The organism is Streptomyces sp. NPDC047085 (assembly GCF_040643735.1).
Taxonomy (GTDB): Bacteria; Actinomycetota; Actinomycetes; order Streptomycetales; family Streptomycetaceae; genus Streptomyces.
In genome coordinates this window covers 388,033-413,445 of record NZ_JBEYUW010000002.1, presented here as the reverse complement: position 1 = coordinate 413,445, position 25,413 = coordinate 388,033, and the positions used below count along the sequence as shown (strand labels likewise).

The 25,413-nt window shown below is 71.3% G+C and carries 21 protein-coding genes; 12 read left to right on the top strand and 9 right to left on the bottom strand.

Features of this window, described 5'->3' with window-relative positions; all coding sequences use genetic code 11:
- Position 1: 1 nt before the first annotated feature.
- Positions 2-1,690, bottom strand: coding sequence for a carbohydrate binding domain-containing protein (locus ABZ865_RS07590; protein WP_361225420.1), 1,689 nt, complete (start codon positions 1,688-1,690; stop codon positions 2-4).
- 143 nt (positions 1,691-1,833) lie between these two features.
- The gene (locus ABZ865_RS07585) at positions 1,834-2,973 is read right to left on the bottom strand and encodes an ATP-grasp domain-containing protein (RefSeq protein WP_361225417.1); all 1,140 of its coding nucleotides are present in this window, start codon (positions 2,971-2,973) and stop codon (positions 1,834-1,836) included.
- 375 nt (positions 2,974-3,348) lie between these two features.
- Here ABZ865_RS07585 and ABZ865_RS07580 point away from each other — a divergent pair, with 375 nt between their 5' ends.
- Both ABZ865_RS07580 and ABZ865_RS07575 read left to right on the top strand, forming a co-directional pair.
- Positions 3,349-4,254 carry a metallophosphoesterase gene (locus ABZ865_RS07580; RefSeq protein ID WP_361225414.1) on the top strand — a complete coding sequence of 302 codons (906 nt, stop codon included), beginning with the start codon at positions 3,349-3,351 and terminating at the stop codon, positions 4,252-4,254.
- On the top strand, positions 4,202-4,882 hold the full coding sequence (locus ABZ865_RS07575) for a 4'-phosphopantetheinyl transferase superfamily protein (RefSeq protein ID WP_361225411.1): 681 nt from the start codon (positions 4,202-4,204) through the stop codon (positions 4,880-4,882). The genes ABZ865_RS07580 and ABZ865_RS07575 overlap by 53 nt, the downstream gene beginning before the upstream one ends.
- A gap of 26 nt (positions 4,883-4,908) precedes the next feature.
- Here the strand turns inward: ABZ865_RS07575 and ABZ865_RS07570 are convergent, their stop codons facing one another.
- Together ABZ865_RS07570 and ABZ865_RS07565 are read right to left on the bottom strand one after the other, a co-directional pair.
- Complete coding sequence (locus ABZ865_RS07570; protein ID WP_361225408.1) at positions 4,909-5,136, bottom strand: hypothetical protein; 228 nt, start codon at positions 5,134-5,136, stop codon at positions 4,909-4,911.
- A 303-nt stretch (positions 5,137-5,439) separates the two neighbouring features.
- A complete protein-coding gene (locus ABZ865_RS07565; RefSeq protein WP_361225405.1) occupies positions 5,440-6,096 on the bottom strand; it encodes a helix-turn-helix transcriptional regulator in 657 nt (218 codons plus the stop codon).
- Positions 6,097-6,337: 241 nt separating this feature from the next.
- On the opposite strand from ABZ865_RS07565, the gene ABZ865_RS07560 reads away from it, so the two are divergent.
- From ABZ865_RS07560 to ABZ865_RS07520, 9 genes are all read left to right on the top strand, one after another.
- The gene (locus ABZ865_RS07560) at positions 6,338-7,012 is read left to right on the top strand and encodes a hypothetical protein (protein ID WP_361225402.1); all 675 of its coding nucleotides are present in this window, start codon (positions 6,338-6,340) and stop codon (positions 7,010-7,012) included.
- Positions 7,013-7,160: 148 nt separating this feature from the next.
- Complete coding sequence (locus ABZ865_RS07555; RefSeq protein WP_361225399.1) at positions 7,161-8,159, top strand: LacI family DNA-binding transcriptional regulator; 999 nt, start codon at positions 7,161-7,163, stop codon at positions 8,157-8,159.
- Positions 8,160-8,302: 143 nt separating this feature from the next.
- A complete protein-coding gene (locus ABZ865_RS07550; RefSeq protein ID WP_361225396.1) occupies positions 8,303-9,655 on the top strand; it encodes an extracellular solute-binding protein in 1,353 nt (450 codons plus the stop codon).
- A 5-nt stretch (positions 9,656-9,660) separates the two neighbouring features.
- Positions 9,661-10,614: a sugar ABC transporter permease gene (locus tag ABZ865_RS07545; protein WP_361225393.1), complete on the top strand. Its 954-nt coding sequence runs from the start codon at positions 9,661-9,663 to the stop codon at positions 10,612-10,614.
- A complete protein-coding gene (locus ABZ865_RS07540; protein ID WP_361225390.1) occupies positions 10,611-11,486 on the top strand; it encodes a carbohydrate ABC transporter permease in 876 nt (291 codons plus the stop codon). Before ABZ865_RS07545 ends, ABZ865_RS07540 begins: the two co-directional genes overlap by 4 nt.
- 30 nt (positions 11,487-11,516) lie before the next feature.
- Positions 11,517-13,124 (top strand): alpha-amylase family glycosyl hydrolase, encoded by a 1,608-nt coding sequence (locus tag ABZ865_RS07535; RefSeq protein ID WP_361225387.1) that lies wholly within the window; start codon positions 11,517-11,519, stop codon positions 13,122-13,124.
- A gap of 56 nt (positions 13,125-13,180) precedes the next feature.
- Positions 13,181-15,358, top strand: a complete 2,178-nt coding sequence (locus ABZ865_RS07530) for a discoidin domain-containing protein (RefSeq protein ID WP_361225384.1) — start codon at positions 13,181-13,183, stop codon at positions 15,356-15,358.
- Positions 15,359-15,609: 251 nt separating this feature from the next.
- Entirely contained in the window at positions 15,610-17,658 is a 2,049-nt protein-coding gene (locus tag ABZ865_RS07525) for a phosphocholine-specific phospholipase C (protein ID WP_361225381.1), read from the top strand.
- A 75-nt stretch (positions 17,659-17,733) separates the two neighbouring features.
- Positions 17,734-18,603 carry a phospholipid scramblase-related protein gene (locus ABZ865_RS07520; RefSeq protein ID WP_361225378.1) on the top strand — a complete coding sequence of 290 codons (870 nt, stop codon included), beginning with the start codon at positions 17,734-17,736 and terminating at the stop codon, positions 18,601-18,603.
- Between the two features lie 95 nt (positions 18,604-18,698).
- Here the strand turns inward: ABZ865_RS07520 and ABZ865_RS07515 are convergent, their stop codons facing one another.
- Entirely contained in the window at positions 18,699-19,691 is a 993-nt protein-coding gene (locus ABZ865_RS07515; RefSeq protein ID WP_361225375.1) for a hypothetical protein, read from the bottom strand.
- Positions 19,688-20,488, bottom strand: a complete 801-nt coding sequence (locus ABZ865_RS07510; protein WP_361225372.1) for a phosphatase PAP2 family protein — start codon at positions 20,486-20,488, stop codon at positions 19,688-19,690. Before ABZ865_RS07510 ends, ABZ865_RS07515 begins: the two co-directional genes overlap by 4 nt.
- 271 nt (positions 20,489-20,759) lie before the next feature.
- On the opposite strand from ABZ865_RS07510, the gene ABZ865_RS07505 reads away from it, so the two are divergent.
- On the top strand, positions 20,760-21,404 hold the full coding sequence (locus ABZ865_RS07505; protein WP_361225369.1) for a TetR/AcrR family transcriptional regulator C-terminal ligand-binding domain-containing protein: 645 nt from the start codon (positions 20,760-20,762) through the stop codon (positions 21,402-21,404).
- A 151-nt stretch (positions 21,405-21,555) separates the two neighbouring features.
- Here the strand turns inward: ABZ865_RS07505 and ABZ865_RS07500 are convergent, their stop codons facing one another.
- From ABZ865_RS07500 to ABZ865_RS07490, 3 genes are all read right to left on the bottom strand, one after another.
- Complete coding sequence (locus ABZ865_RS07500) at positions 21,556-22,614, bottom strand: DUF2510 domain-containing protein (RefSeq protein WP_361225366.1); 1,059 nt, start codon at positions 22,612-22,614, stop codon at positions 21,556-21,558.
- 90 nt (positions 22,615-22,704) lie between these two features.
- Complete coding sequence (locus tag ABZ865_RS07495; protein ID WP_361225363.1) at positions 22,705-23,892, bottom strand: anhydro-N-acetylmuramic acid kinase; 1,188 nt, start codon at positions 23,890-23,892, stop codon at positions 22,705-22,707.
- Between the two features lie 6 nt (positions 23,893-23,898).
- Positions 23,899-25,275, bottom strand: a complete 1,377-nt coding sequence (locus ABZ865_RS07490; RefSeq protein WP_361225360.1) for an MFS transporter — start codon at positions 25,273-25,275, stop codon at positions 23,899-23,901.
- Positions 25,276-25,413 lie beyond the last annotated feature (138 nt).

The following is a 25,413-nucleotide window of genomic DNA, read 5'->3' as shown; positions in this document are numbered from 1 at the left end:
GTCAGCCAGTGAACCCGGCCGTGATCGAGGTGAACTGCCAGGTGCTCTGGCTGATGCCGGAGCAGTTGCTCACCACGCCGCCGCCGGGGCAGGACCGGTCACGGTTGACCGCCCAGTAGGCGAGCCGGGCGATGTGGTGGGAGTTGGCCCAGTCACGGATCTGGGTCCAGATCGCCGGGGTCGTGTTCTCCTGCTGGTCGGACAGGCCGTTCATGCCGGAGATGCCGATGTGCGCGTAGGCGGTCGCGTCGTCCCATCCGAAGGTCGACTTGAGCTTGGCCTTCAGCCCCTCGGCCGCGTTCACGGTGTTGCCGTACATGTCCGATCCGCCGCCGAAGTCGAACGGCATGATGGTGAACACGTCGATGTCGGCGCCGAGCGACTTGGCCTGCTCGATGAGCCGGTTGCCGTAGTAGGTCGGGCCGGTGGTCGACGTGCCGAAGGTGACGATGGTCTTCAGGCCGGGGTTGTTGGCCTTGACCGTCTTCAGCGCGGTCAGGATCTTCGCCTGGACGGCCTCGTTCTCGAACTCGTCCGTGTTCTCGATGTCCATGTCGATCGCCTTGAGCGAGTAGGCGTCGATCACTCTCTGGATCGCTCCGGCCAGCGCGCTGGCGGAGGAGCAGTTGGCGCCGAGCTTGCTGCCCTGCCAGCCGCCGAACGACGGGACGATGTCACCGCCGGCCGAGCGGATCTGGTTGATGGCGGTCTGGTCGACGCCGCCGGTCAGGGCCCGCTGGCCGTCCCAGGCGGGGGTGCAGCCGCCCGAGTCGAGCACGAACGCCATGGTGAACCACTTGACGCCGGTCGCGCTCATCACCGTCGTCGGGTTCGGCGGGTCGCCCCAGCCCTCGTACAGGTACGGCGCCGCCTGCTTGAACCCGGTGCCGCCGCCGGAGCCCGCGTCCGTGGTGACGCTCACGGAGTTCGAGGCCGCGGAGGTGTTCCCGGCCGCGTCCCGCGCCTTCACCGTGAAGGTGTACGACGTGCTCGGCGACAGCCCGCTGACCGTGGCGGACGTACCGGAGACGCTCAGCACCTGGTTCGAGCCGCTGTAGATGTCGTACGCGGTCACGCCCGTGTTGTCCGTGGAGGCGTTCCACCTGAGCGACACGCTGGACGATGTCTTGCCGGTCGACGTGAGCCCGCTGGGCGCGGTCGGCGCCTGGGTGTCCCCGCCGCCTCCGCCACCGCCCGGGCCGTCCAGGCTGATGTCGTCGGCGTAGTAGGTGCCCTGCGCGTACCAGCCGTGGACGTAGATCTGGGCGCTGGTCTGCGAGGCGCCCGTGGTGAAGGTGACGCTGAGCTGGCTGTAGGCGGACGGGGAGGTCGTCCACGTGGAGGCGCCGCCGTTCACGCCGAGGTAGACGTACGAGCCGCGGACCCAGCCGCTGAGGGTGTACGTCGTGTTCGGCTGGACGGCGACGGTCTGGCTGCACTGCGCGTTGTCGCTCGACGTCACCGCGCCCTGCAGGGCCTTGGAGCCGCCGTGCACGGGGGAGGAGACGACCGAGCCGAGGTTGCCGGTGCAGCTCCAGGGGGAGAGGCCGCCCGACTCGAAGCCGGGGTTGGTGAGGATGTTGGCCGCCTGGGCCGTGCCCGGCAGCGCGACGGCCCCGCCGAGCGCGAGAGCGGCGGAGCCGAGCAGAGCGAGGAGCCGGCGTCTGGGACGCCCGAGTATGTGGCGCACGCGATCTCCCTGTGGGGATGGGGGTGTTCGGGAGTGCAGGGGAGTGCGGAAGCGATGCGCCAACAAAGTTGGTATGGACCAATCCCGCTGTCAAGGAGTTGCGCGGAATTGGTCCATACCGGTGAGCTGAAAACGTGTACGGCTTAGAGCGGCAACACCTCGGCCGCTTCGGCCGCTTCGGCCGTCGAAGCCGCCTGCACGGGCATCGGCACTGCCGGGAGCAACACCTCCGGCTCCTCGACCCGTTGCTGCGGCAGCGACACCGGCCGCAACGGACGCGGCCCCGACACCACCGTGTAGTCCTGCCCCAGGAACGGCGGCTCGACCACGCCCGGGTCCTCGCCCAGCGCCAACTGCACGGCGGCCCACGGGGCGTTCACCCCGCAGAGCGACAGCTGGTGCAGGCCACCGGCCGCCCGTGTGTTGACGTCGAGCAGCACCGGGCGGTCGCCGAACATGCGGAACTGGATGTTGGACAGGTAGTGCAGCCCGAACCCCTCCGCGATCAGCCGGGCCGGCTCCAGCCACTGCGGGTGCAGCGTGAAGCCGCGCCGACGGCCGTTCTTGGTGCGGCCCACCGCCAGCCTGACCCGGTTGTCGGGGCCGGTCAGGCAGTCGACCGAGACCTCCGGCTGCTCCAGCCGCGGCATCACCAGCCAGTCCACCGGCTCCTCGGCCCGCCGCAGCGCCTCGACGACCAGGTCCAGCTGGACGTACGGCCCCGGGAAGCCGTTCAGGTGCGCGAGCGAGAAGGGGGCGCGGGTGATCACCCGGAAGCCCACCCCGCCGGCTCCGGCGGCCGGCTTGAAACAGGGCTTGTGCCCGGCCGCCTCCAACTCCTCGACTGCGGCGAGGAGTTCGTCCGCCGTACGCACCCGCCACCACGGCGGCACCGGGACGCCGACCGAGCGGACTGCCTCGTACGCGGTGGCCTTGTCCTCGAAGACGGCGACCGCCTGCGGCGTCGGCGCCAGCAGCGCCGTACCCACGGCCTCGAAGTCGGCGCGGTGCGCCACGATCGCCGCCTGGTGCAGCCGGGGCACGAAGACGTCGATGCCGCGCCGCGCGCACTGGTCCAGGGCGTACTCGACGTACGCGGCCGGGGACAGCCCCTCCGGCTCCAGGTCGGCGGTGTCGGCGGCGGCCAGCACCGGGGAGTCGGGGTCACCGTGCGTGGCGTGGATCTCGACCGCGCGATCGCTGGGATTTCTCCGCAGCTGATCCATGAAGAACACGTTCTCCGCGTACGTGCGGTTGAGCCAGACGCGTACGCGAGAGAGCATGCAGGCCGCCTTTCACGGTTTTCGGGCACGGCTCAGCGGCCCGTGCCCGGGCAGGAGAGAGGAAGGGACACCGAACCGGCCCGGAGGGAAAGGAGTTGGGCAGTGGTGTTGGGGGGATCATACGGCTTTCAAAGGCCCCCGCGTGCAACGCTGGTGTTACGGAATCCCCCGTCCCTGTCCAGGTGCTCCTCGGCCACCCTCCCGCCGTTCTCCGGCCGCTCTCCGGCCATGGTCCGGCGGCTTTTCTCCGGCCACGACCCGTACTCCTCGGCTCCTCCTCGGCTGCTCCTCCGTCCTCCTCGGCCAGGTCTCCCCTTGCCGCGCCGGGTGACATGTGTTGTCGTGGTGCCGACGGCGTGCGGGAAAGGAGCAGGGGTGGAGCCTGTGGCCGGGGCCGGGCAGCTGCTGGCCATCAGTGACCTGCACATCACCTACCCCGAGAACCGCGCCCTCGTCGAGCGCATGCGCCCCCACACCGACGACGACTGGCTGATCGTGGCCGGCGACATCGCCGAGACCGTCGCCGACATCCGCTGGACCCTCGCCACCCTCGCGGACCGCTTCCGCAAGGTCCTGTGGGCACCCGGCAACCACGACCTGTGGACCCACCCGCGCGACCCCGTCACCCTGCGCGGCGTCGCCCGCTACGAGCATCTCGTCGCCCTGTGCCGCGAACTCGGCGTCACCACCCCCGAGGACCCCTACCCCGTCTGGCGCGGCCCCGGCGGACCGGTCGTCGTGGCGCCGCTGTTCCTGCTGTACGACTACTCCTTCCTGCCGGCCGGGTGCGCCACGAAGGAGGAGGGCCTGGCCTACGCGGAGAGCACCGGCATCGTCTGCAACGACGAGTACCTGCTCCACCCCGACCCCTACCCGTCCCGCGAGCACTGGTGCCGCGCCCGCGTGGCCGCGACCGAGCGCAGGCTCGCCGAACTGCCCGCCGACCTGCCGACCGTCCTCGCCAACCACTACCCGCTGGACCGGCACCCGATGGACGTGCTCTGGCACCCCGAGTTCGCCATGTGGTGCGGCACCCGGCTCACCGCCGACTGGCACCGCCGGTTCCGCGTCACCACGATGGTCTACGGTCATCTGCACATCCCCCGGACCACCTGGCTGGACGGAGTCCGCTTCGAAGAGGTCTCCGTGGGGTACCCCCGGGAGTGGCAGAAGCGCCCGGAACGGCCGGGACGACTGCGCCGCATACTGCCGATGGAGGTCGGGACCGGTGATCGAGGAACTGCTCCCGGAGTCGGTCGTGGCCGTGGAAGCGTTCGGTGACCCGGAGACCGAGAACGGTTCGCTCTACCCGGAGGAACAGCCGCTCGTGGCACGCGCGGTGGCCAAGCGCCGCCAGGAGTTCACCGCCGTACGCGTCTGCGCCCGCCGCGCCATGGAGAAGCTCGGCGTGCCCCCGCAGCCCGTCCTGACCGGCGAGCGCGGCGCCCCGAGCTGGCCGGCCGGGCTGGCCGGCAGCATGACCCACTGCGACGGCTACCGCGCGGCCGCGCTGGTCCGCGCCACCGACCTCGCCTCCCTCGGGATCGACGCCGAAGAGCACGCGGCGCTGCCGGAGGGCGTCTTCGACTCCATCTCGCTGCCTCCGGAGCGGGACCGGCACCGCGACCTGGGCGCCGCCCGGCCCGCCGTCCACTGGGACCGGCTGCTGTTCAGCGCCAAGGAGTCCGTGTACAAGGCGTGGTTCCCGCTCACCCGTGCCTGGCTGGACTTCTCCGAGGCCGACATCGACCTCGCCCCCGCACCGGGCGACGGCACGCGCGGCCGCTTCCAGGCCCGGCTGCTCGTGCCCGGACCGGTGGTGGGCGGCGCCCGCCTCAGCGGCTTCCAGGGGCGCTGGCTGGTCGAGGACGGCCTGGTCCTGACGGTGGTGACGGTCCCGGCGGCCTGACGACGCGCGGCCGCCCCGCGCCCGGCTCACTCCTGCGGGCACCACTCGCGCACCAGTCGGAAGAAGTCCTCCTCGTTGCCCGCGAGCCCGGCCCGTGCCAGTGCCCTCTCCGCCTCGTCGAGCACGGCGGGCGGTACGACGACGGGCCGGGGGCCGTCCGGTGGTCCGTCGAAGGCGGCGCGCACGGTATGCAGCAGCCGCAGATAGGCCTGGACGGCGGTGCGCTCACGGTCGGTCAGTACGGCGGTGGGCATCGGTCGGCTCTCCCCGGTTCGGCGTCACGAATCACGCGCCCTGCGGCGCCGCGCGCCGCGTCGTACGGCGCACGCATCCAGCTTGCCGTCCACCACTGACAACGCCCTCGCCTCTGCGCTCGACCAGGGGTCCCGGGTCACGGGTTCGCCCGCTCAGCGGAAGCGGGTTCACGGCTCAGGTGGGTTCACACGGCGCGCCTGTGCACGCCTCAGGCGGCTTCACACGGCGCGCCCGTCCGCGCCTCAGGCGCTTCACCCGTCGTGCCCGTGCACACCTACGGCCGCTTCACCCGTCGCGCCCGTTCACACCTCAGGACGCTTCACGCTCTCCAGAAGCATGTCCAGCCACTCCGCGACCTTGTCCCGGTGCTGGTCGGTGGGGAGTTGAGCCGCGCGCCAGGCGATCCCGCGCACCCCGTGGTCCTGCAGCAGCCGCTCCAGCGGGTCCGCCGCGGCGCCCGCCGCCGCCCGCTCCCGGTCGGCGAGCTTCTGCAGCAGCTCCTGCTCGGTGCGCTGCAGCGCCCCCGCCAGCGCCTCCGGGTCCTCCGCCGTCAGAAAGCCCGCGTGCACGCGGAAGAAGCGCTGCAGCGCGTCGCAGTGCTCCATGGTGGGGCGCCGGTCGCCGTTGATGAGGGCGCCGGCCTGCTGCCGGGACATGCCCGCGCCGTCGGCGATCTCCTGCTGGGTGTACTTGCGGCCGCCCGGCTTCAGCCGCGTGCGGCGCAGCAGGTCCAGGCGCTGCAGGAAACGGGCCTGGACGTCCGGCTCGCCCGCGGGCCTGCCGCCGAGCAGGGCCTTGACCACCGCCTCCGGGACGCCGCAGGCCACCGAGAGCCGCGCGACGTCGAAGACCTCGGCGTGCGGCACGCCGAGCCGGTCGGCGAGCGCGGTGACGCGGGCGACGACGGCCGGCAGCTGGGCGGTCGCCGTGGCGCCCGGATCCTCGTAGCCATCCGTCACCGACAGAACTCCTACGTCTCTCGAGGGTTTCAGATGCGTCCGTGTGCTTCTCATGTGTGGTCGCCGTGAACTTCCCGGAGAGTAGCCGGTGCCTCGAACTCACATCCAGGTCCCGCCACAACTGTGGCGAATTTCAGCCGTCAACCGGCATGAAATGCCACGATAGTTGACACGGAACGCTCCTGGCCGCAGGATCGCAGGGCCGCGTCAGGGCCGCACAGGCAAGAGGGGTGACCTCCCGATGGCACATCAGGCAGGAGGGCAGCGGCCGGCACCGCGGCCCGTCCCCGAGAGCTGTGAGATCCAGGCTTACCTCCAGGACCACGCCACGCTCGTCGAGGCCGTCCCCTTCCCGTCCCTCGTGGTGGACCACCGCTGGAACGTGGTCCTGGCCAACAGCGCGTTCGAGACACTCTTCCGCGGCGTCCGCCCCCACCCCACGGCCATGCCCGGGGACAACTTCCTGCGGTTCGTCCTGTTCCACCCGGACGCCGGCGAGATCCTCGGCGAACACGAGGCGGGCTGGTGCCTGCCGATGCTGGCCCAGCTCAAGACCGCCGTGGAGCAGCACGGTCACGACCACGAACTCCAGGCCATCCGCCGGGACATCGCGCACGATCCGATCATGGAGGCCGCCTACCGGCAGGGCCTGCCGCACTGGATGCGTGCCGTCGGTGAGACGGCGACCCGGCTCGACGGCGCCGTACGTCTCCTGCTCCACCCGGACCCGCGCCGCGGTCCGGCGGAGTGCCGCATCGTCGACGAGACCCCTCCGGTCCTGCGCGACCTCGGCCACCGGCGTCTGACGATGGTCCTGCGCGATGCCGCCCGCCGCTCCGCCGCGACCGCGCGCAGGCCGCGGCGGCCGCGCGGCGAGCCCGCGCATCTGACGGTCGTGCCGGCCCCCCAGGACTGACCCGGCCCCGTCGGCGTTCAGGTCGCCGACGGCGCCGGGCCGGAAACATCCCTCGCGCCCCCGCCCCCCAGGTCTCTCCCTGGGGGGCTTCTTGCGTTCTCACGCACTTACGCAAGCTGCTTGCGTTTCTTGCGCTATTCTTGCGTCCATGACGCGACGACTTGCGGAAGTGGCGAAGAAGGTCGGGGTCAGCGAAGCCACGGTCAGCCGGGTGCTCAACGGCAAGCCGGGGGTCTCCGACGCCACCCGGCAGGCGGTCCTCACCGCCCTCGACGTCCTCGGCTACGAGCGCCCCACCCAGCTGCGCGGTGAGCGCGCCCGGCTCGTCGGCCTCGTCCTGCCCGAGCTGCAGAACCCCATCTTCCCGGCGTTCGCCGAGGTCATCGGCGGCGCGCTCGCCCAGCTCGGACTGACCCCGGTGCTGTGCACCCAGACCAAGGGCGGCGTCTCCGAGGCGGACTACGTCGAACTGCTGCTGCAACAGCAGGTCTCCGGAGTCGTCTTCGCCGGCGGCCTGTACGCGCAGGCGGACGCGCCGCACGACCACTACCGGCTGCTCGCCGACCGCAACATCCCGGTCGTCCTGGTCAACGCGGCCATCGAACACCTCGGTTTCCCGGGCGTGTCCTGCGACGACGCCGTGGCCGTCGAGCAGGCCTGGCGCCACCTGGCCTCCCTCGGTCACGAGCGGATCGGCCTGGTCCTCGGCCCGGGCGACCACGTGCCCTCCGCCCGTAAACTCGCCGCCGCGCGCGCGATCGCCGGGGACCTTCCGGACGAGTTCGTCGCGCGGGCCATCTTCTCCATCGAGGGCGGTCACGCGGCCGCCGCCCGGCTGATCGACCGCGGTGTCACCGGCATCATCTGCGCCAGCGACCCGCTCGCCCTCGGCGCCGTCCGCGCCGCCCGCCGCAAGGGGCACGACGTCCCCGGCCGCATCTCCGTCGTCGGCTACGACGACTCGGCCTTCATGAACTGCACCGAGCCCCCGCTCACCACCGTCCGCCAGCCCATCGAGGCCATGGGCCGCGCGGCCGTGGAACTGCTGAACGCGCAGATCGGGGGCACCGCCGTACCCGCCGAGGAGCTGCTGTTCGAGCCGGAACTGGTGGTCCGCGGATCGACCGCGCAAGCTCCGCGCGACTGAGATCCGGGAGAGGGTCCCGGAGGGGGTCCAGGAGATCCAATCGGCTGTCGAATAATTACAGATTCTGCGCGACATCTTGCGGACGCTTGGTGTCGGTGCTTGAGTGTGCGGCGCCCACCGCTCCTGCCTTGAGGGGTCCACCGATGAGAAGCACCGGGTTCCGCCGTACCGTCGCCGCGATCGGCGTCTGTTCCTCCCTCGCGCTCGCCGCGTCCGCCTGCGGGTCGGGCGACGACGACGCGGGGAGCGGGAAGACCCGCATCACCGTCAACTGCGAGCCGCCCAAGAGCGCCAAGGTCGACCGGCGGTTCTTCGAAGAGGACGTCGCCTCCTTCGAGAGGCAGAACCCGGACATCGACGTCGTCGCGCACGACGCCTTCCCCTGCCAGGACCCGAAGACCTTCGACGCCAAGCTCGCCGGCGGGCAGATGGAGGACGTCTTCTACACGTACTTCACCGACGCCCGACACGTCGTCGACATCCGCCAGGCCGCCGACCTCACGCCGTACCTCAAGGACCTGAAGAGCTACGACACCATCCAGCAGCAACTGCGGGACATCTACACCGTGGACGGCAAGGTCTACGGCATACCCCGCACCGGCTACTCGATGGGGCTGATCTACAACCGCAAGCTCTTCGCGAAGGCCGGACTCGACCCCGACAAGCCCCCGGCGACCTGGGAGGAGCTGCGCGCCGACGCCAAGAGGATCGCCACGCTCGGCAACGGAACCGTCGGATACGCCGACTACAGCGCGCAGAACCAGGGCGGCTGGCACTTCACCGCCGAGCTCTACTCCCAGGGCGGCGACGTCGTCAGCGCCGACGGCAAGAAGGCCACCGTCGACACCCCCGAGGGCCACGCCGTCCTGCAGAACCTGCACGACATGCGGTGGACCGACGACTCCATGGGCAGCAAGCAACTGCTCATCATCAACGACGTGCAGCAGATGATGGGTTCGGGCAAGCTCGGCATGTACCTCTCCGCCCCCGACAACATCCCGATCCTCGTCAAGGAGAAGGGCGGCGACTACAAGGACCTCGCCCTCGCCCCCATGCCCGGCGGCAAGGGCACCCTCGTCGGCGGCGACGGCTACATGTTCAACAAGAAGGCCACCCCCGCCCAGATCCGCGCCGGTCTCAAGTGGCTCGACCACATGTTCCTCACCCCCGGCAAGGGCTTCCTCGGCGACTACGCCCGCGCCAAGAAGACCGACGCGCCCGTGGGCCTGCCCGAGCCACGCCTGTTCACCGGCGCCGCCGACGCCAAGGACCAGCAGGTCAAGAAGGCGAACGCGAATGTGCCGGTGGAGAACTACCAGGCCTTCCTCGACGGCAACCAGCACCTCCAGATGAAGATCGAGCCGCCGAACGCCCAGCAGATCTACTCCGTCCTCGACGGTGTCGTCTCCGCCGTCCTCACCAAGAAGGACGCGGACATCGACCAGCTCCTCAAGGACGCGTCCGGCAAGATCGACGGCATCCTCGCCCGGAGCTGACCGCCATGACGAAGACGGCCGAGCGGCGCGCCGCCGACCAGATCGCCGTCCACCCGGTCCCGGCGCCGTCCCCGGTGGGGGGCCGGGGACGGCGCCGCCTCGTCGACCAGGCCCGCGCCTACGCCTTCCTCCTCGGCGGACTGATCTGCTTCGCCCTGTTCTCCTGGTACCCGGCGATCCGCGCGGTCGTCATCGCCTTCCAGAAGTACACGCCCGGCTCGTCCCCCGAATGGGTCGGCACCGCCAACTTCAGCCGGGTCTGGCACGATCCCGAGTTCAGCGCGGCCTGGCGCAACACGCTCACCTTCACGCTGCTGGCCCTGCTCATCGGCTTCGCGATCCCCTTCGTGCTCGCGCTCGTCCTCAACGAACTGCGGCACGCCAAGGCGTTCTTCCGCGTGGTCGTCTACCTGCCGGTGATGATCCCGCCGGTGGTCAGCGCCCTGCTGTGGAAGTGGTTCTACGACCCCGGAGCCGGCCTCGCCAACGAGGCGCTCCGCTTCCTGCACCTGCCCACCTCGAACTGGTCCAACGGCACCGACACCGCGCTCGTCTCGCTCGTGATCGTCGCCACCTGGGCCAACATGGGCGGCACCGTCCTGATCTACCTCGCCGCCCTGCAGTCCATCCCCGGCGAGCTGTACGAGGCCGCCGAACTGGACGGCGCGAACCTGCTCCAGCGCATCCGGCACGTCACGGTCCCGCAGACCAGGTTCGTGATCCTGATGCTGATGCTCCTTCAGATCATCGCCACCATGCAGGTGTTCACCGAACCGTTCGTCATCACCGGCGGCGGCCCCGAGAACGCCACCGTCACCGTGCTCTACCTCATCTACAAATACGCCTTCCTCTACAACGACTTCGGCGGCGCCTGCGCGCTCAGCGTCATGCTGCTCGTCCTGCTCGGCGCCTTCTCCGCCGTCTACCTGCGGCTCACCCGCTCCGAGGGGGACGCATGAGCACCCGCACCCTGATCTCCCCGGCCACCCTCGCCCGCCCCCGCGGCCGGGCCGCCTACTGGACCGTGTTCACCGGCGTCGTCCTGCTCTTCACGCTCGCCTTCCTCTTCCCCGTCTACTGGATGGTCACCGGCGCGATGAAGTCACCGGACGAGGTGGCCCGCACCCCGCCGACACTCGTGCCGAAGCACTGGCACACCAGCGGCTACACCGACGCCTGGGACCTGATGCAGCTGCCCGAGCACCTGTGGAACACGGTGGTGCAGGCGGCCGGAGCCTGGGCGTTCCAGCTGGTGTTCTGCACGGCCGCCGCCTACGCCCTGTCCAAGCTGCGGCCGGCCTTCGGCAAGGTGATCCTCGGCGGCATCCTCGCCACCCTGATGGTGCCCGCCCAGGCGCTCGTCGTACCGAAGTACCTGACGGTCGCCGACCTGCCGCTGATCCACACCAGCCTGCTCAACGACCCGCTCGCCATCTGGCTGCCGGCCGTCGCCAACGCCTTCAACCTCTACCTGCTCAAGCGGTTCTTCGACCAACTGCCCCGCGACGTCCTGGAGGCCGCCGAGATCGACGGCGCCGGCAAGCTGCGCACCCTGTGGTCGGTCGTGCTGCCCATGTCCCGGCCGGTCCTCGGCGTGGTGTCGATCTTCGCGCTGGTCGCCGTCTGGCAGGACTTCCTGTGGCCGCTGATGGTCTTCTCCGACACCGACAAGCAGCCGATCAGCGTGGCCCTGGTCCAGCTGTCGCAGAACATCCAGCTCACCGTGCTCATCGCCGCGATGGTGATCGCCAGCATCCCGATGGTGGCGCTGTTCCTCGTCTTCCAGCGGCACATCATCGCCGGGATCAGCGCGGGCAGCACCAAGGGCTGATCCGGCCCCCTCGACAGAAAGGCACGCACAGTGGGACAGCCCACCCATGCCCGAAACAGCCAGGACTGGTGGCGCTCCGCCGTCATCTACCAGGTGTACGTCCGCAGTTTCGCGGACGGCGACGGCGACGGCACCGGTGACCTCGCGGGCGTCCGCGCCAAGCTGCCGTACCTCGCCGAACTGGGCGTGCAGGCCCTCTGGTTCAACCCCTGGTACCTGTCCCCGCTGAAGGACGGCGGCTACGACGTCGCCGACTACCGGGTCATCGACCCGGCCTTCGGGACCCTCGCCGAGGCGGAGAAACTCATCTCCGAGGCACGGGAGCTGGGCATCCGCACCATTGTCGACATCGTGCCCAACCATGTCTCCGACCAGCACCCCTGGTTCCGGGCCGCGCTCGCGGCGGGTCCCGGCAGCCCCGAGCGCGAGCTGTTCCACTTCCGGCCCGGACGCGGGAAGAACGGCGAACGTCCGCCCAACGACTGGCCGTCGCAGTTCGTCGGCTCCACCGAGCCCGTGTGGACGCGGCTGCCCGACGGCGACTGGTACCTGCACCTGTTCACGCCCGAACAACCCGACCTCAACTGGGCCCATCCGGCGGTCCGCCAGGAGCACGAGGACATCCTGCGCTTCTGGTTCGAACGCGGGGTCGCGGGCGTCCGCATCGACTCGGCCGCCCTGCTCGCCAAGGACCCCCGCCTGCCGGACTTCGTCGAGGGCCGCGACCCGAACCCCTTCGTCGACCGCGACGAACTCCACGACATCTACCGCTCGTGGCGGGCGGTGGCCGACGACTACGACGGTGTGTTCGTCGGCGAGGTCTGGCTGCCCGACGCCGAGCGCTTCGCCCGCTATCTACGGCCCGACGAACTGCACACCGCCTTCAACTTCTCGTTCCTGTCCTGCCCCTGGGACGCCGAACGGCTGCGTACGTCGATCGACACCACCCTCGCCGAGCACGCCCCGGTGGGCGCCCCGGCCACCTGGGTGCTGTGCAACCACGACGTGACGCGCACGGTCACCCGCTACGGCCGCACCGACACCGGCTTCGACTTCGCCGCCAAAGCCTTCGGCACCCCCACCGAACTGGCACTCGGCACCCGCCGCGCCCGCGCCGCCGCCCTGCTGTCGCTGGCCCTGCCCGGCGCGGTGTACGTGTACCAGGGCGAGGAACTCGGCCTGCCCGAGGCCGACATCCCCGCCGACCGCGTCCAGGACCCGATGTACTTCCGTTCGGGCGGCACCGCCCCCGGCCGGGACGGCTGCCGGGTCCCGCTGCCCTGGGCGGCGGACGCGCCGTACGCCGGTTTCGGCTCGCGCGTGCAGCCCTGGCTGCCGCAGCCGGACGACTGGGCCGACTACGCCGCCGACCTGCAGGCGGCGGACCCGGGTTCGATGCTCGCCCTGTACCGCGCGGCGATCCGGCTGCGGCCCGTGTTCGGCGACGGCCCCCTGACCTGGCTGCCCGCCCCCGAGGGCGTCCTCGCCTTCACCCGCGCCGACGGCACGGCCTGCGTGGTGAACCTGGCCGACGCACCGGCCGACCTTCCCTCGTACTCCCAACTGCTCCTTTCCAGCGGTCCGTTGGACGACCGGGGCCGGCTGCCGAAGGACACGGCCGCCTGGCTGCGTGCCTGAGCCGCCGTCGCGTCACCCCTGCTATCCCCGCACCCCCACCACGAAGGGATCAGCACATGCACAGCAGCACCGCCAGGCACCTCAGGCGCATGCCGGCCATCGGGGCGGTCGTCGCCCTCGCCGCCGGCATGCTCGTCGCCGTGGCCCCCGGGGCCCACGCGGCCGCCGGCGCCAGCCTCCCGTTCAGCTCCGTCGAGGCGGAGTCGGCCACCACCACCGGCACCAGGACCGGCCCCGACTACACGCAGGGCACGCTCGCCTCGGAGGCCTCCGGACGCCAGGCCGTACGGCTCAGCTCCGGGCAGCGGGTCGAGTTCACCGTGCCGCGCGCGTCCGACGCCGTGAACGTCGCCTACAGCGTCCCGGACGGCCAGTCCGGCACGCTGAACGTGTACGTCAACGGCACCCGGCTCGCCCGGACGCTCCCGGTGACCTCGAAGTACTCGTACGTCGACACCGGCTGGATCCCCGGCGCCAAGACGCACCACTTCTTCGACAACGCCCGCCTCCTGCTGGGGCAGAACGTCCAGCCCGGTGACAAGGTCGCCTTCGAGTCGGCCGGCACCCAGGTCACCGTGGACGTCGCCGACTTCGAGCAGGTCGCGGCGGCCGCCTCCCAGCCCGCCGGTTCGGTGTCCGTCGTCTCCAAGGGCGCCGACCCGAGCGGCAACGGCGACTCCACCCAGGCCTTCCGGGACGCCATCGCGGCCGCCCAGGGCGGTGTGGTGTGGATCCCGCCGGGCGACTACCGGCTCACGTCCTCTTTCAACGGCGTGCAGAACGTGACCCTGCAGGGCGCGGGCAGCTGGTACTCGGTCGTGCACACCTCCCGGTTCATCGACCAGTCCGGTTCCTCGGGCAACGTCCACATCAAGGACTTCGCCGTCATCGGCGAGGTCACCGAGCGCGTCGACTCCAACCCGGACAACTTCGTCAACGGCTCGCTGGGGCCGAACAGTTCGGTGTCCGGCATGTGGATCCAGCACCTCAAGTGCGGGTTCTGGCTGATGGGCAACAACGACAACCTCGTCGTCGAGAACAACCGCATCCTCGACACCACCGCCGACGGCCTCAACCTCAACGGCACCGCCCGGGGCGTCCGGGTCCGCAACAACTTCCTGCGCAACCAGGGCGACGACTCCCTCGCCATGTGGTCCCTGTACGCGCCGGACACGAACAGCAGCTTCGAGAACAACACCATCTCGCAGCCCAACCTCGCCAACGGCATTGCGATCTACGGCGGCACCGACATCGCCGTGCGGAACAACCTGATCTCCGACACCAACGCCCTCGGCAGCGGCATCGCGATCTCCAACCAGAAGTTCCTCGACCCCTTCTCGCCCCTGTCCGGCACGATCACGGTCGACGGCAACACCCTGGTGCGCACCGGCGCGATGAACCCCAACTGGAACCATCCGATGGGCGCGCTGCGCGTCGACTCCTACGACAGCGCCATCGACGCCACCGTGAACATCACGAACACGACGATCACCGACAGCCCGTACAGCGCCTTCGAGTTCGTCTCCGGGGGCGGGCGCGGCTACCCGGTCCGGAACGTCAACGTGACCGGCGCGACCGTGCGGAACACCGGGACGGTCGTGGTCCAGGCCGAGGCCCAGGGCGCCGCCACCTTCCGCGACGTCACCGCCACCCAGGTCGGTGCCGCCGGCGTCTACAACTGCCCCTACCCGGCGAACTCCGGCGCCTTCACCCTCACCGACGGCGGCGGCAACTCCGGCTGGGCGAGCACCTGGTCGGACTGCTCCACCTGGCCCCAGCCCGGCCAGGGCAACCCCGACCCCGACCCGAACCGCAACCTCGCCAAGGGCCGCCCCGCGAGCGCGACCGGCTCCCAGGACGTCTACACGCCCGGCAAGGCCGTCGACGGCGACGCCAACTCCTACTGGGAGTCGACGAACAACGCCTTTCCGCAGTCCTGGACGGTCGACCTCGGCTCCTCCTACGCCGTGCGCCGCCTGGTGCTGAAGCTGCCGCCGTCCTCGGCGTGGGGCGCCCGCACCCAGACCATCACGGTTCTTGGCAGCACCGACGGCTCGGCCTACTCCACGGTGCTGGGCTCCCAGGGCTACCGCTTCGATCCGGCCACCGGCAACACGGCCACCGTCTCCCTGCCCGGCGGCACCAGCGTGCGCTACCTCCGCCTGAGCGTCAGTGCCAACACGGGCTGGCCGGCGGGGCAGTTCAGCGAGGTGGAGGCGTACCTGACCTCCTGACCTCCTGATGTCCGCACCCCCGGCCTCCTGACCGCCTGCGTCCCCCGACGACGCCCGGCGCCCGGGTACGGGGCCCCGCCCGTACCCGGTGGCGCGTCGCGCCCGGAGGGCCGCCTTGCTTGTACAGACAACTTTCACGTAGGCGCCGCCCGACCCTTCCCTGGCGTTTGGTGCTCTTGGAACACTCGCACCGCGCAGATTCGCGCACGTTTCGGCCCATGCAGCTCGTCAGGATGAGGGGTATCTCACGAATGTCCGAAGTCAACCGGCGTAGATTCCTGCAACTGGCGGGTGCGACCACGGCGTTCACCGCGCTGTCCAGCAGCATCCAGCGCGCGGCCGCACTGCCCGCCCACTACCGCACGGGCTCGGTCGAGGACGTCGAGCACATCGTCGTCCTCATGCAGGAGAACCGATCCTTCGACCACTACTTCGGCTCGCTGCGCGGCGTGCGGGGCTTCGGCGACCCGCGCCCGGTGACGCAGAACGGCAGGTCCGTCTGGAAGCAGTCCGACGGCACGAAGGACATCCTCCCCTTCCACCCGGACGCGGACGACCTGGGCCTGGCCTTCATCCAGGACCTCCCGCACGGCTGGAACGACGGTCACACCGCGTTCAACGGCGGCAAGTACGACAAGTGGGTGCCCGCCAAGTCGTCGACGACGATGGCCTACCTGACCCGCGACGACATCCCCTTCCACTACGCGCTCGCCGACGCCTTCACCATCTGCGACGCCTACCACTGCTCCTTCATAGGCTCCACCGACCCCAACCGCTACTACATGTGGACGGGCTTCACCGGCAACGACGGCAAGGGCGGCGGCCCGGTCCTCGGCAACGACGAGAAGGGCTACTCCTGGACGACGTACCCGGAGCGCCTGGAGCAGGCCGGGGTGTCCTGGAAGATCTACCAGGACGTCGGCGACGGCCTGGACGCGAACGGCTCCTGGGGCTGGATCAACGACGCCTACCGCGGCAACTACGGCGACAACTCGCTGCTCTACTTCAAGCAGTACCAGAACGCCAAGCCCGGCGACCCGCTCTACGACAAGGCCCGCACCGGCACCGACGCGCGCAAGGGCGAGGGCTTCTTCGACCAGCTCAAGGCGGACGTCAAGGCCGGCAAGCTGCCCCAGGTCTCCTGGATCGTCGCCCCCGAGGCCTTCACCGAGCACCCCAACTGGCCCGCCAACTACGGCGCCTGGTACGTCGCCCAGGTCCTGGACGCGCTCACCTCCAACCCCGACGTGTGGGGCAAGACCGCGCTGTTCATCACCTACGACGAGAACGACGGCTTCTTCGACCACGTCATCCCGCCCTACCCGCCGGCCTCCGGTGCCCAGGGCAAGTCGACCGTGGACCCCTCCCTCGACCTGTTCAAGGGCGACGCGAGCCACAGCGCCGGCCCCTACGGGCTCGGCCAGCGCGTGCCGATGCTGGTCGTCTCCCCGTGGAGCAAGGGCGGTTACGTCTGCTCCGAGACCCTCGACCACACGTCGATCATCCGGTTCATCGAGGGCCGCTTCGGCGTCCACGAGCCGAACATCTCGCCCTGGCGACGGGCCGTGTGCGGCGACCTGACCTCCGCCTTCGACTTCTCCCGCAAGGACACGGCGCCGGTCACGCTGCCCTCCACCGCCGGCTACCAGCCCCCGGACCACGACCGGCACCCCGACTACGTCCCCACCCCGCCCGCCAACCCGTCCCTGCCCCAGCAGGAGCGCGGCAGCCGCCCCACCCGCCCGCTCAAGTACGCCCCTGCGGTGGACGGCTCGGCGGACACCGCGGCCGGCAAGTTCACGCTGAGCTTCGCCTCCGGAGCCCAGGCCGGCGCCGTCTTCCTGGTCACCTCGAACAACCGCACCGACGGCCCCTGGACCTACACCACCGAGGCCGGCAAGACCCTCTCCGACACCTGGAACTCCGTCTACTCGGGCGGCTCCTACGACCTCGCGGTGCACGGTCCGAACGGCTTCCTGCGCGTCTTCAAGGGCCGCAACAAGGTCGCCGGCCCCGAGGTGACCGCCCGGCACGCCGGTGACAACGTCGAGCTCACCTTCACCAACAAGGGCTCCGGCACGGTGAAGCTGAAGCTCGTGAACGGCTACGGCGGAAGCCCCGTGTCCGTGTCCGTCCGGCCCGGCGCCACCGTGAAGCAGACCGTCGCCCTCACCGCGAGCAAGCGGTGGTACGACCTCACGGTCACCTCGGACACCGACCCCGCCTTCCTGCGCGCTTTCGCCGGCCACGTGGAGAACGGGCTCCCCGGCGTCAGCGACCCGGCGATCATCACCGTGTGAACGGGGTGAACGAGCGATGAACAGCGCCCCGTGCGGGCTGGTCAGGTACCGGTCACATCAAGGTAGTGTGCCCGGGTGACCACGCAATCGAACACTCCTGCAGGCTGGTACCCCGATCCGCACGGGGCGGCTCAGACGCTCCGGTACTGGGACGGCACGCAGTGGACGGAGCACACGAACCCGGCGCAGCAGGCCGCCGGGCAGGTTCCGCAGCAGCAGGCCGCTCCCCAGCAGGCGGCGCAGCAGCAGGCCGCGCCGCAGTTCCCGCAGCAGCAGGCCGCCGACCCCAAGGTGCAGCGCCAGGTGCAGCAGCAGGCCGGGGTCGCGGCCGGCGGCCCCGGCGGCGGCTCCCTGTTCACCGAGCCGGTCCTGGTCGTGAACCAGAAGGCCAAGCTGATCGAGGTGACCAACGAGTACAAGGTCATGGATCAGAACGGCCGCGAGATCGGCTCGGTCGTCGAGGTCGGCCAGAGCGCGCTGAAGAAGGTCCTGCGCTTCGTCTCGAGCTGGGACCAGTTCATGACCCACAAGCTGGAGATCCGCGACGCCTACGGTCAGCCGCAGCTGCTGCTGACCCGGCCCGCGAAGATCTTCAAGTCCCGGGTCATCGTGACGCGTCCGGACGGCTCCCCGGTCGGTGAGATCGTCCAGCAGAACATGATCGGCAAGATCAACTTCGCGATGAACGCGAACGGCCAGCAGGTCGGCGCGATCAAGGCGGAGAACTGGCGGGCCTGGAACTTCGCCATCGTCGACCACGCGGACAACGAGGTCGCCCGGATCACCAAGACCTGGGAAGGCCTCGCCAAGACGCTGTTCACGACGGCGGACAACTACGTCCTGCAGATCCACTACCAGCTGCCCGAGCCGCTGCTGAGCCTCGTGGTGGCGACGGCCCTGACGGTGGACACCGCGCTCAAGCAGGACTCCCGGGGCCTGGGCTGAGCGGGTTCCCCACGGGGGAGTACGGCGACGGCGGCCGGTGCACGCGAACTCCGCGCGCACCGGCCGCCGTCGTATGACGAACTGCTCGCACAGGCTCAGAGGGGGCTGAGATGCCCCGGCTCCGACCGCTCGGGCTCCGACCGCTCGGGCTCCGGCCGCCTCCGCTCCGGCTGTCTCGGCACCAGCGCCGGTTCGGGGGTCGCCGTCTCCGGCTCCAGCGCCAGGACCGCCGCGACCGGGTGCTCCTCGTCCGCCTCGGGCTCCGCTGCCGGCGTCACCCGGGTGAGCAGGACGACACCCCAGGAGGCGAGGCCCGCCCCGGCCACCGCCAGCAGGACGCCGCCCGCGCCACCCCGCAGGCCCTGGCCGAGCAGGGTCAGGCCGATGACGGCGGCGGCCACCGGGTTGGCCAGGGTGACCACGGCCAGCGGGGCGCCGAGGCCGTCGCGGTAGGCGGTCTGGGACAGCAGCAGCCCGCCGGTGGCGAACGCGGCCACGAGGACCGCGACCACGATCACCTCAGGGCTCAGCGCCGGCCCCGAACGGTCCGTCGCGGCCACGGTCACGGTCTGGGTGAGCGCGGAGGCGACACCCGAGGCGAAGCCGGAGGCGGTCGCGTGGCGCAGGCCCGGCCGGGCGCCGGGCCGCGACAGCATGCCGATCACGGCAGCGGTCGTACCGGCGACCGCGAGCGCCTCGGTCAGGCTCAGCACCCGGTCCGGCGCCGGGCCCGAGGCGGTGACCAGCAGCGCGCCGAGGCCGAGCAGCGTCAGGGACGTTCCGCGCCACTCCACCGCGCTGACCCGCCGGCCGGCCGCGCGCGCCCCGAGCGGCACCGCCGCGACCAGGGTGAGCGCGCCGAGCGGCTGGACCAGCGTGAGGGGGCCGTACTTGAGGGCGATGACGTGCAGCAGCGCGGCGGCCGCGTTCAGGCCGACCGACGACCACCAGGCGCCGGTGCCGAGCAGTCGGAGCAGACCCGTGCCGGTGGTGCGGGAGGCGAGGCGTTCCTGGGCCACGGCGGCAGCGGCGTAGGCGACGGCGGAGATCAGGGACAGGCCGATGGCGACCAGGGCGGCGGCGCTCATCGGCCCGCTCCCACCAGGACGGTCTCCTTCGGGGCGAGCCGCCGGGTGCCGCGCCCCGCGGTGGTGCTGGTGCGGTGCGGCGAGGGGATGACGGCGAGGGTGGCGCCCAGCATGGCCGTGGCGACGATGGCGTCGATCCAGTAGTGGTTCGCCGTGCCCACGATGACCAGCAGGGTGATCAGCGGATGCAGCAGCCAGAGCCACCGCCAGGGTGAGCGGGTGGCCGCGATCAGGCCGATCGCCAGCATCAGCGCCCAGCCGAAGTGCAGCGAGGGCATCGCGGCGAACTGGTTGGAGAGGTGGTCGCTGGACGGCGGCCCGTACACGGACGGGCCGTACATCCGGGCGGTGTCCACCAGTCCGGTGCCGGTCAGCATCCGCGGCGGGGCCAGCGGGAACGTGAACGGCAGCACCAGGGCCGCGCCGGTCACCGCTGCCAGGACCCGGCGGGCCCACACGTAGTGGGCGGGCCGGCGCACGTACAGCCAGACCAGAAAGGCCAGGGTGGCCGGGAAGTGGACGGTCGCGTAGTAGGTGTTCGCGAGGTGTACGAGGGTGTCGCCGTGCAGCAATGCGGACTGCACGCCGGTCTCGCGGGGAAGGTGCACGGCCCGTTCGAGGTCCCACACGCGACGCGCGTTGTGGAAGGCGTCCGCCGTATGGCCGTCGGCCAGTTGCCGTCCGAGCTTGTAGACGAGGAAGAGCCCCGCGACGAGCAGGAACTCCCGAAGGAGCGGTGGGCGCGCGGTCGCTATCGCGTCCGGCTCCGCTTCATCAGGCTCGGTGCGGCCATTCATCCCCGGCCCCTTCATGACGGTGGTGCGTGTGGTGGTGCTGAGACCCGGGCCGAGGCGCGGACTCATCGGTACGGTGGAACGCATCGACACGTCGGCGTACCGATACGTCGTGGTACCGATACGTCGTGGTACCGATACGCCAGTGTACCGATACGCTTGGGTACCGGTACACTTGCGTATCGATTGATCTGCGACACACTGGAAGCAAGTGTGGAGAGCCGCCCTTGAGGCAAAGCTGTGGCGGCCGTGAACGAGTGAGGAGATGCCACGCATGACGTCGCAGGCCGCGGACGAGCCGGAGACGGTCGCCGCCTCGCGCCGCTCCAAGATCACGCCCGAGCGTGAGCGGGAGTTCTTCGACGCCGTGCTGGAGCAGATCCGCGAGTGCGGCTACGAATCGGTGACCATGGAGGGCGTCGCCGCCAGCACCCGCTGCAGCAAGTCCACGCTCTACCGGCAGTGGAAGACGAAGCCCCAGTTCGTCGCGGCCGCGCTGCGCGCCAGCGGCCGGGTGCGCTTCGCGGGGATCGACACCGGCTCCCTCGCGGACGACCTGCGCCAGGCCGCGCGGGCCGCGGGCCACTGGTCCGGCAAGGACACCCGGCTGCTGCAGGCGCTGGGGCACGCGGTCACGGCCGACCAGGAACTGGCGCAGGCGCTGCGCGAGGCGCTGGTCCACCCGGAGATCGCCGCGCTCCGGGAGATGCTGGACCGGGGCGTGGCGCGGGGCGAGGTGCCCGCGGACCATCCCGCGCTGGAGTTCGTCCCGGCCATGATGTTCGGCGTGCTGCGCGTGCGGCCCGTGCTCAGCGGCCAGTACGCCGACGCCGGCTATCTCGTCCGGTTCGTGGAGGCCGCGGTGCTGCCCGCGCTCGGACTGACAGGAGACCCAGGCCACCGTTCACGGGATGACTGAACGGTGACCTGCTCGCGCCGCACCGTGGGGACGGGGGCGGCGCGCACCCACCGGCCGGGTGGGGTTCCTCTTGAGCGGAGAGGCGCCCCACCCGGCCGCTTCATTTCTTCAGGCCGTCATGCCGTCATGCCGTCGGAACGGCGTGACGCTCTCAGACGTCCTGGCCGTTCCCGCCGCCGGTCGAGACCTTGATCCCCTTCAGGATCTCGTCGATGACGGAGGTCTTCTGCCCCACGTCCAGACCGAAGCGCACCACGAGGATCCGGTGGGCGTCGTTCGGCGCGGGGAAGGCGACCGACTCGACGTACCCGTCGGCGCCCTTGCTGGTGACCGCCTTCCAGCGCACCAGGTAGCCGTTCTGGCCGGCCACCGTCACCGCCCGGGAGGCCAGCACCTGGTGCGAGGTGATGCTGCCGTAGGTGGTGCCGCCGTAGGAGTGCTCGGCGTTGGCCGCGACGTCCGCCTTGGCGACCTCCTCGGCCGTGTCGCCCTTCGTGCCCAGATCGGCCGCGGACGCCGAGTAGGCGCCGCCGGCCGTGCAGGTCAGGGAGCTCTTGCCGGGGCACTTGTAGGAGGCCTTGGAGGTCACCTGCGCGCCGAGTCGGATCACCGAACCCGTCCAGCCCTCCGGTACGGGCAGGCTGATCCCGTTGAACGGATCCGGCACGCTCCCGCCGCCCTCGATCACGGGCGGCCCGGAACGGTCCGGGGACGGCGACTCATCCGGCCCACCGGATCCGCCCGACCCACCGGATCCGCCCGAGCCTCCGGACCCGCCGGATCCTCCCGGGCCGCCTGGCCCACCGTCCGAGCCGCCCGGCCCGCCCTGCCCCTGCTGCGAACCGGCGCGGTCGCCGCTGCCGCCGTCGTCCTTGGCGAGGGCGTACACCCCGACCCCGATGCTCACCAGCACCGCGGTCGCCGCCGCGACGGCTATGCCCATGCGCAGCCCGCGCCGGGGCGCGGCCGGCGGCTGGGCGGGATACGCCGGATGGCCCGGGTACGCCCCGTACCCCGAAGCGGCCGGGTACGCGGAAGCGGCGGGATACGCCGGGGGAACCGCCTGCGTCGGGGGACCCCACAGGGCGGCCGTCCCGGCCGGTCGGGTCTGGTCCGTCCAGACCGTGCCGTCCCACCAGCGCTCGGTGGGCGGACCGTCGTTCGTCTGCCCGGGGTCGGGGTACCACCCGGGAGGAGTCACCTGCGTCATGCCCCCACCGTATGAGGCGTCGGTGAAAGTGTGATGAGAGGATCCGTCACCGGCCATGGGGACCAGTGCGTTTCACTCGGATTTGCCATGTCACGGCTGCATCTGTGCCGCTCCCACCACCAGCCGTGCCGGCCCCTGCTCCGCGACCGGCGGGAGCCGCAGCGGGCCCCGGCCCGGGGTCAGCGAGCCCAGGACGCTCGGGCGGCGGGCGCCCGTGCTGCGCGGGTCGGTCCCGGCGAGACCGTGCGCGGTGAGGAAGCCGAGGACCGCGAAGGCGTACGCCTCCTTCGCGGCCGCGGGCAGCCCCACCTCGTCGGAGGAACGGACGGCGACCTCGGGAAGCAGGCTCCGCAGCAGGTCCATCAGCACCGGGTTGCGGGTGCCCCCGCCGGAGGCCAGCACCTCCGTCGCGCCGACGGACCGCACCCCGTCGGCGACCGTACGGGCCGTCAGCAGGGTGAGTGTCGCCAGCACGTCCTCGGCTGGGACACCGTCAACGCCGCCATAACCGCCGCCGCCACCGGCCGCCCGCAGATATCCGGAGTGGAACAGCTCCTTGCCGGTCGTCTTGGGCGCCGGCCGCGCGTAGTACGGCTCCGCCAGCAGCCGGTCCAGCAGCGGCCGGTACGGCACACCGCGCGCGGCCAGGGCCCCGTCGGCGTCGTACGCCAGACGCCCGCTGCTGAAGGCACGGGCCGCCGCGTCGAGCAGCGCGCAGCCCGGCCCGGTGTCGAAGGCCGTCCCGTCCGGCGCCGTCAGATTGGCGATGCCCCCGATGTTCAGCGCCACCGGCCGGCCCGGCCGGCCGCGCAGCCACAGCAGGTCGAACAGGCTCACCAGGGGCGCCCCCTGACCGCCGGCCGCGACGTCCCGGGGGCGGAAGTCGGCGACCACCGGCAGCCCGGTCGCCTCGGCGATCCACGCGGGCTGCCCCAGCTGGAGCGTGCCGTGCACCCGGCCGCCGTCCGCCCAGTGATAGACGGTCTGGCCGTGCGAGGCCACCAACTCTGCCCGCCGGTCGCAGAGTTCATGGTCGGCCCGGACGGCCGCCGCCGCGAACGCCTGCCCGATCCGGGTGTCGAGCCGGCACACCTCGGCGAGCGGGACGGCGGCCGGCGGCAACGCGGCCCCGAGCGCCTCGCGCAGCCCGTCGTCGTACGGCGTGCTCACCATGCCCCGCGGCTCCAGCACCAGCGTGTCCCCGTCCAGGCGCAGCTCCGCGGCCGCCGCGTCCACCGCGTCGTACGACGTCCCCGACATCAGTCCGATCACCAGCACCCGTGCTCAACTCGCTTTCATGAAAGGGTCCTTCATCAGCGCGACGGCGCTCAGCGCGCAGGCCGCCGCCGCGTAGTACGCGGGCACGTCCACGTTCCCGGTCCGCCGTACCGCCTCGGTGATGAGCAGTCCCGCGCAGCCGGAGAACACCGCGTTCGACAGGGAGTAGGCCAGCCCGAGTCCCGTCCAGCGCACTCGGGCCGGGAACATCTCGGCGAGCAGCGCGGGCCCGGGTCCCGCCATAAGGCCCACCACCGCCCCCGCCGCGCAGGTGGCCGCACCTCTGACGGCCGCCGAAGTGCCGTCGTTCTGAAGGAGGTTGAACAGAGGCACCGCCAGCCCCGTCACCAGCAGCGCCCCCGCCAGCATCACCGGCCGCCGCCCGACCCGGTCGCTGAGCAGGCCCGCCGGGAGGATCGCCGCCGCGAAACCGAGGTTGGCCGGGACGGTGGCCAGCAGTGCGTGCCGTACGTCCGTGTGCAGGGAGGTCTGCAGATACGACGGCAGGACGACGAGGAAGGTGTACCCGGCCGCCGCCCAGCCCATGACCCGCCCGGCACCCAGCAGCACGGCGCCGGCCGTCCGCATCGACACCGGGTCCCCTTCCCGTTCCGCTTGCCCTTCCCGATCCCGATTCCCCTGCCCTTCCGGCCCCCCGCGCCCTTCCCGCTCCCCACGCCCTTCCCGCTCCCGGAACTCGGGTGTCTCCGCCAGCCCCACCCGCAGCCACAGCGCCACCGCCCCCAGCGGTAGCGCGAGCAGGAACGGCAGCCGCCAGCCCCACGCCGCGACCTGCTGCGCGGTGAGCACCGTGGCCGTCGTCGCCGCCACCCCGGCGCCGCCCAGCAGGCCCAGCGCCACCGTGAACGACTGCCACGCCCCGTACAGACCGCGCCGGCCCGGCGGGGCGTACTCCGTCAGCAGGGCCACCGCGCCACCGAACTCGCCACCCGCCGAAAGACCCTGAACGGCCCTCAGGAGCGTCAGCAGCCAGGGCGCCAGGGAGCCCGCCGTCGCGTAGGTCGGCAGCACGCCGATCAGTGCCGTCGTGGCCGTCATCAGCGCGATGACCCCGATCAGCACGGGGCGTCGGCCCACCCGGTCGCCGAGCCGGCCGAACAGGGCCGCGCCGAGCGGGCGGAAGAAGAACGCCAGTGCGAAGGAGGCGTACGTCCGTACCAGCGCCTCGGTCGCGCCTCCGCCCGCCGGGGTGAAGAACCGCTCGGCGAGGATCGTCGCGAGATAGCCGTAGACACCGAACTCGTACCACTCCACGAGGTTGCCCACCGACCCCGCCGCCACCGCCCGTACCGACGGCAGCGCGCGTGCCCCCGCGGCGCCACGAGAGGCACGATCGCCTCTCTCTTCGAAAACCAGCTTCATTCCACGCCCTGTTGACGGTCCGTCGGGTGAACAGTGGCTGGTCGGACGGGGTGCGCGTCGCCGGGCCGCACACTGTTTCACCCGGCGGGGCAACTCCTGGCCGGACCGGCCTCCACTTATCCCACCGGACGGCTACGC

Excerpts from the sequence above, each read along its gene's own strand:
- ABZ865_RS07570 (WP_361225408.1), bottom strand. The coding sequence starts at position 5,136 with ATGCCCACCGCCGTACTGACCGACCGTGAGCGCACCGCCGTCCAGGCC.
- ABZ865_RS07515 (WP_361225375.1), bottom strand. The coding sequence starts at position 19,691 with ATGAGCGCCGCCGCCCTGGTCGCCATCGGCCTGTCCCTGATCTCCGCC.
- ABZ865_RS07560 (WP_361225402.1), top strand. The coding sequence starts at position 6,338 with ATGGCACATCAGGCAGGAGGGCAGCGGCCGGCACCGCGGCCCGTCCCC.
- ABZ865_RS07545 (WP_361225393.1), top strand. The coding sequence starts at position 9,661 with ATGACGAAGACGGCCGAGCGGCGCGCCGCCGACCAGATCGCCGTCCAC.
- ABZ865_RS07585 (WP_361225417.1), bottom strand. The coding sequence starts at position 2,973 with ATGCTCTCTCGCGTACGCGTCTGGCTCAACCGCACGTACGCGGAGAAC.
- ABZ865_RS07505 (WP_361225369.1), top strand. The coding sequence starts at position 20,760 with ATGACGTCGCAGGCCGCGGACGAGCCGGAGACGGTCGCCGCCTCGCGC.
- ABZ865_RS07525 (WP_361225381.1), top strand. The coding sequence starts at position 15,610 with ATGTCCGAAGTCAACCGGCGTAGATTCCTGCAACTGGCGGGTGCGACC.
- ABZ865_RS07555 (WP_361225399.1), top strand. The coding sequence starts at position 7,161 with ATGACGCGACGACTTGCGGAAGTGGCGAAGAAGGTCGGGGTCAGCGAA.
- ABZ865_RS07500 (WP_361225366.1), bottom strand. The coding sequence starts at position 22,614 with ATGACGCAGGTGACTCCTCCCGGGTGGTACCCCGACCCCGGGCAGACG.
- ABZ865_RS07490 (WP_361225360.1), bottom strand. The coding sequence starts at position 25,275 with ATGAAGCTGGTTTTCGAAGAGAGAGGCGATCGTGCCTCTCGTGGCGCC.
- ABZ865_RS07510 (WP_361225372.1), bottom strand. The coding sequence starts at position 20,488 with ATGAATGGCCGCACCGAGCCTGATGAAGCGGAGCCGGACGCGATAGCG.
- ABZ865_RS07530 (WP_361225384.1), top strand. The coding sequence starts at position 13,181 with ATGCACAGCAGCACCGCCAGGCACCTCAGGCGCATGCCGGCCATCGGG.
- ABZ865_RS07550 (WP_361225396.1), top strand. The coding sequence starts at position 8,303 with ATGAGAAGCACCGGGTTCCGCCGTACCGTCGCCGCGATCGGCGTCTGT.
- ABZ865_RS07540 (WP_361225390.1), top strand. The coding sequence starts at position 10,611 with ATGAGCACCCGCACCCTGATCTCCCCGGCCACCCTCGCCCGCCCCCGC.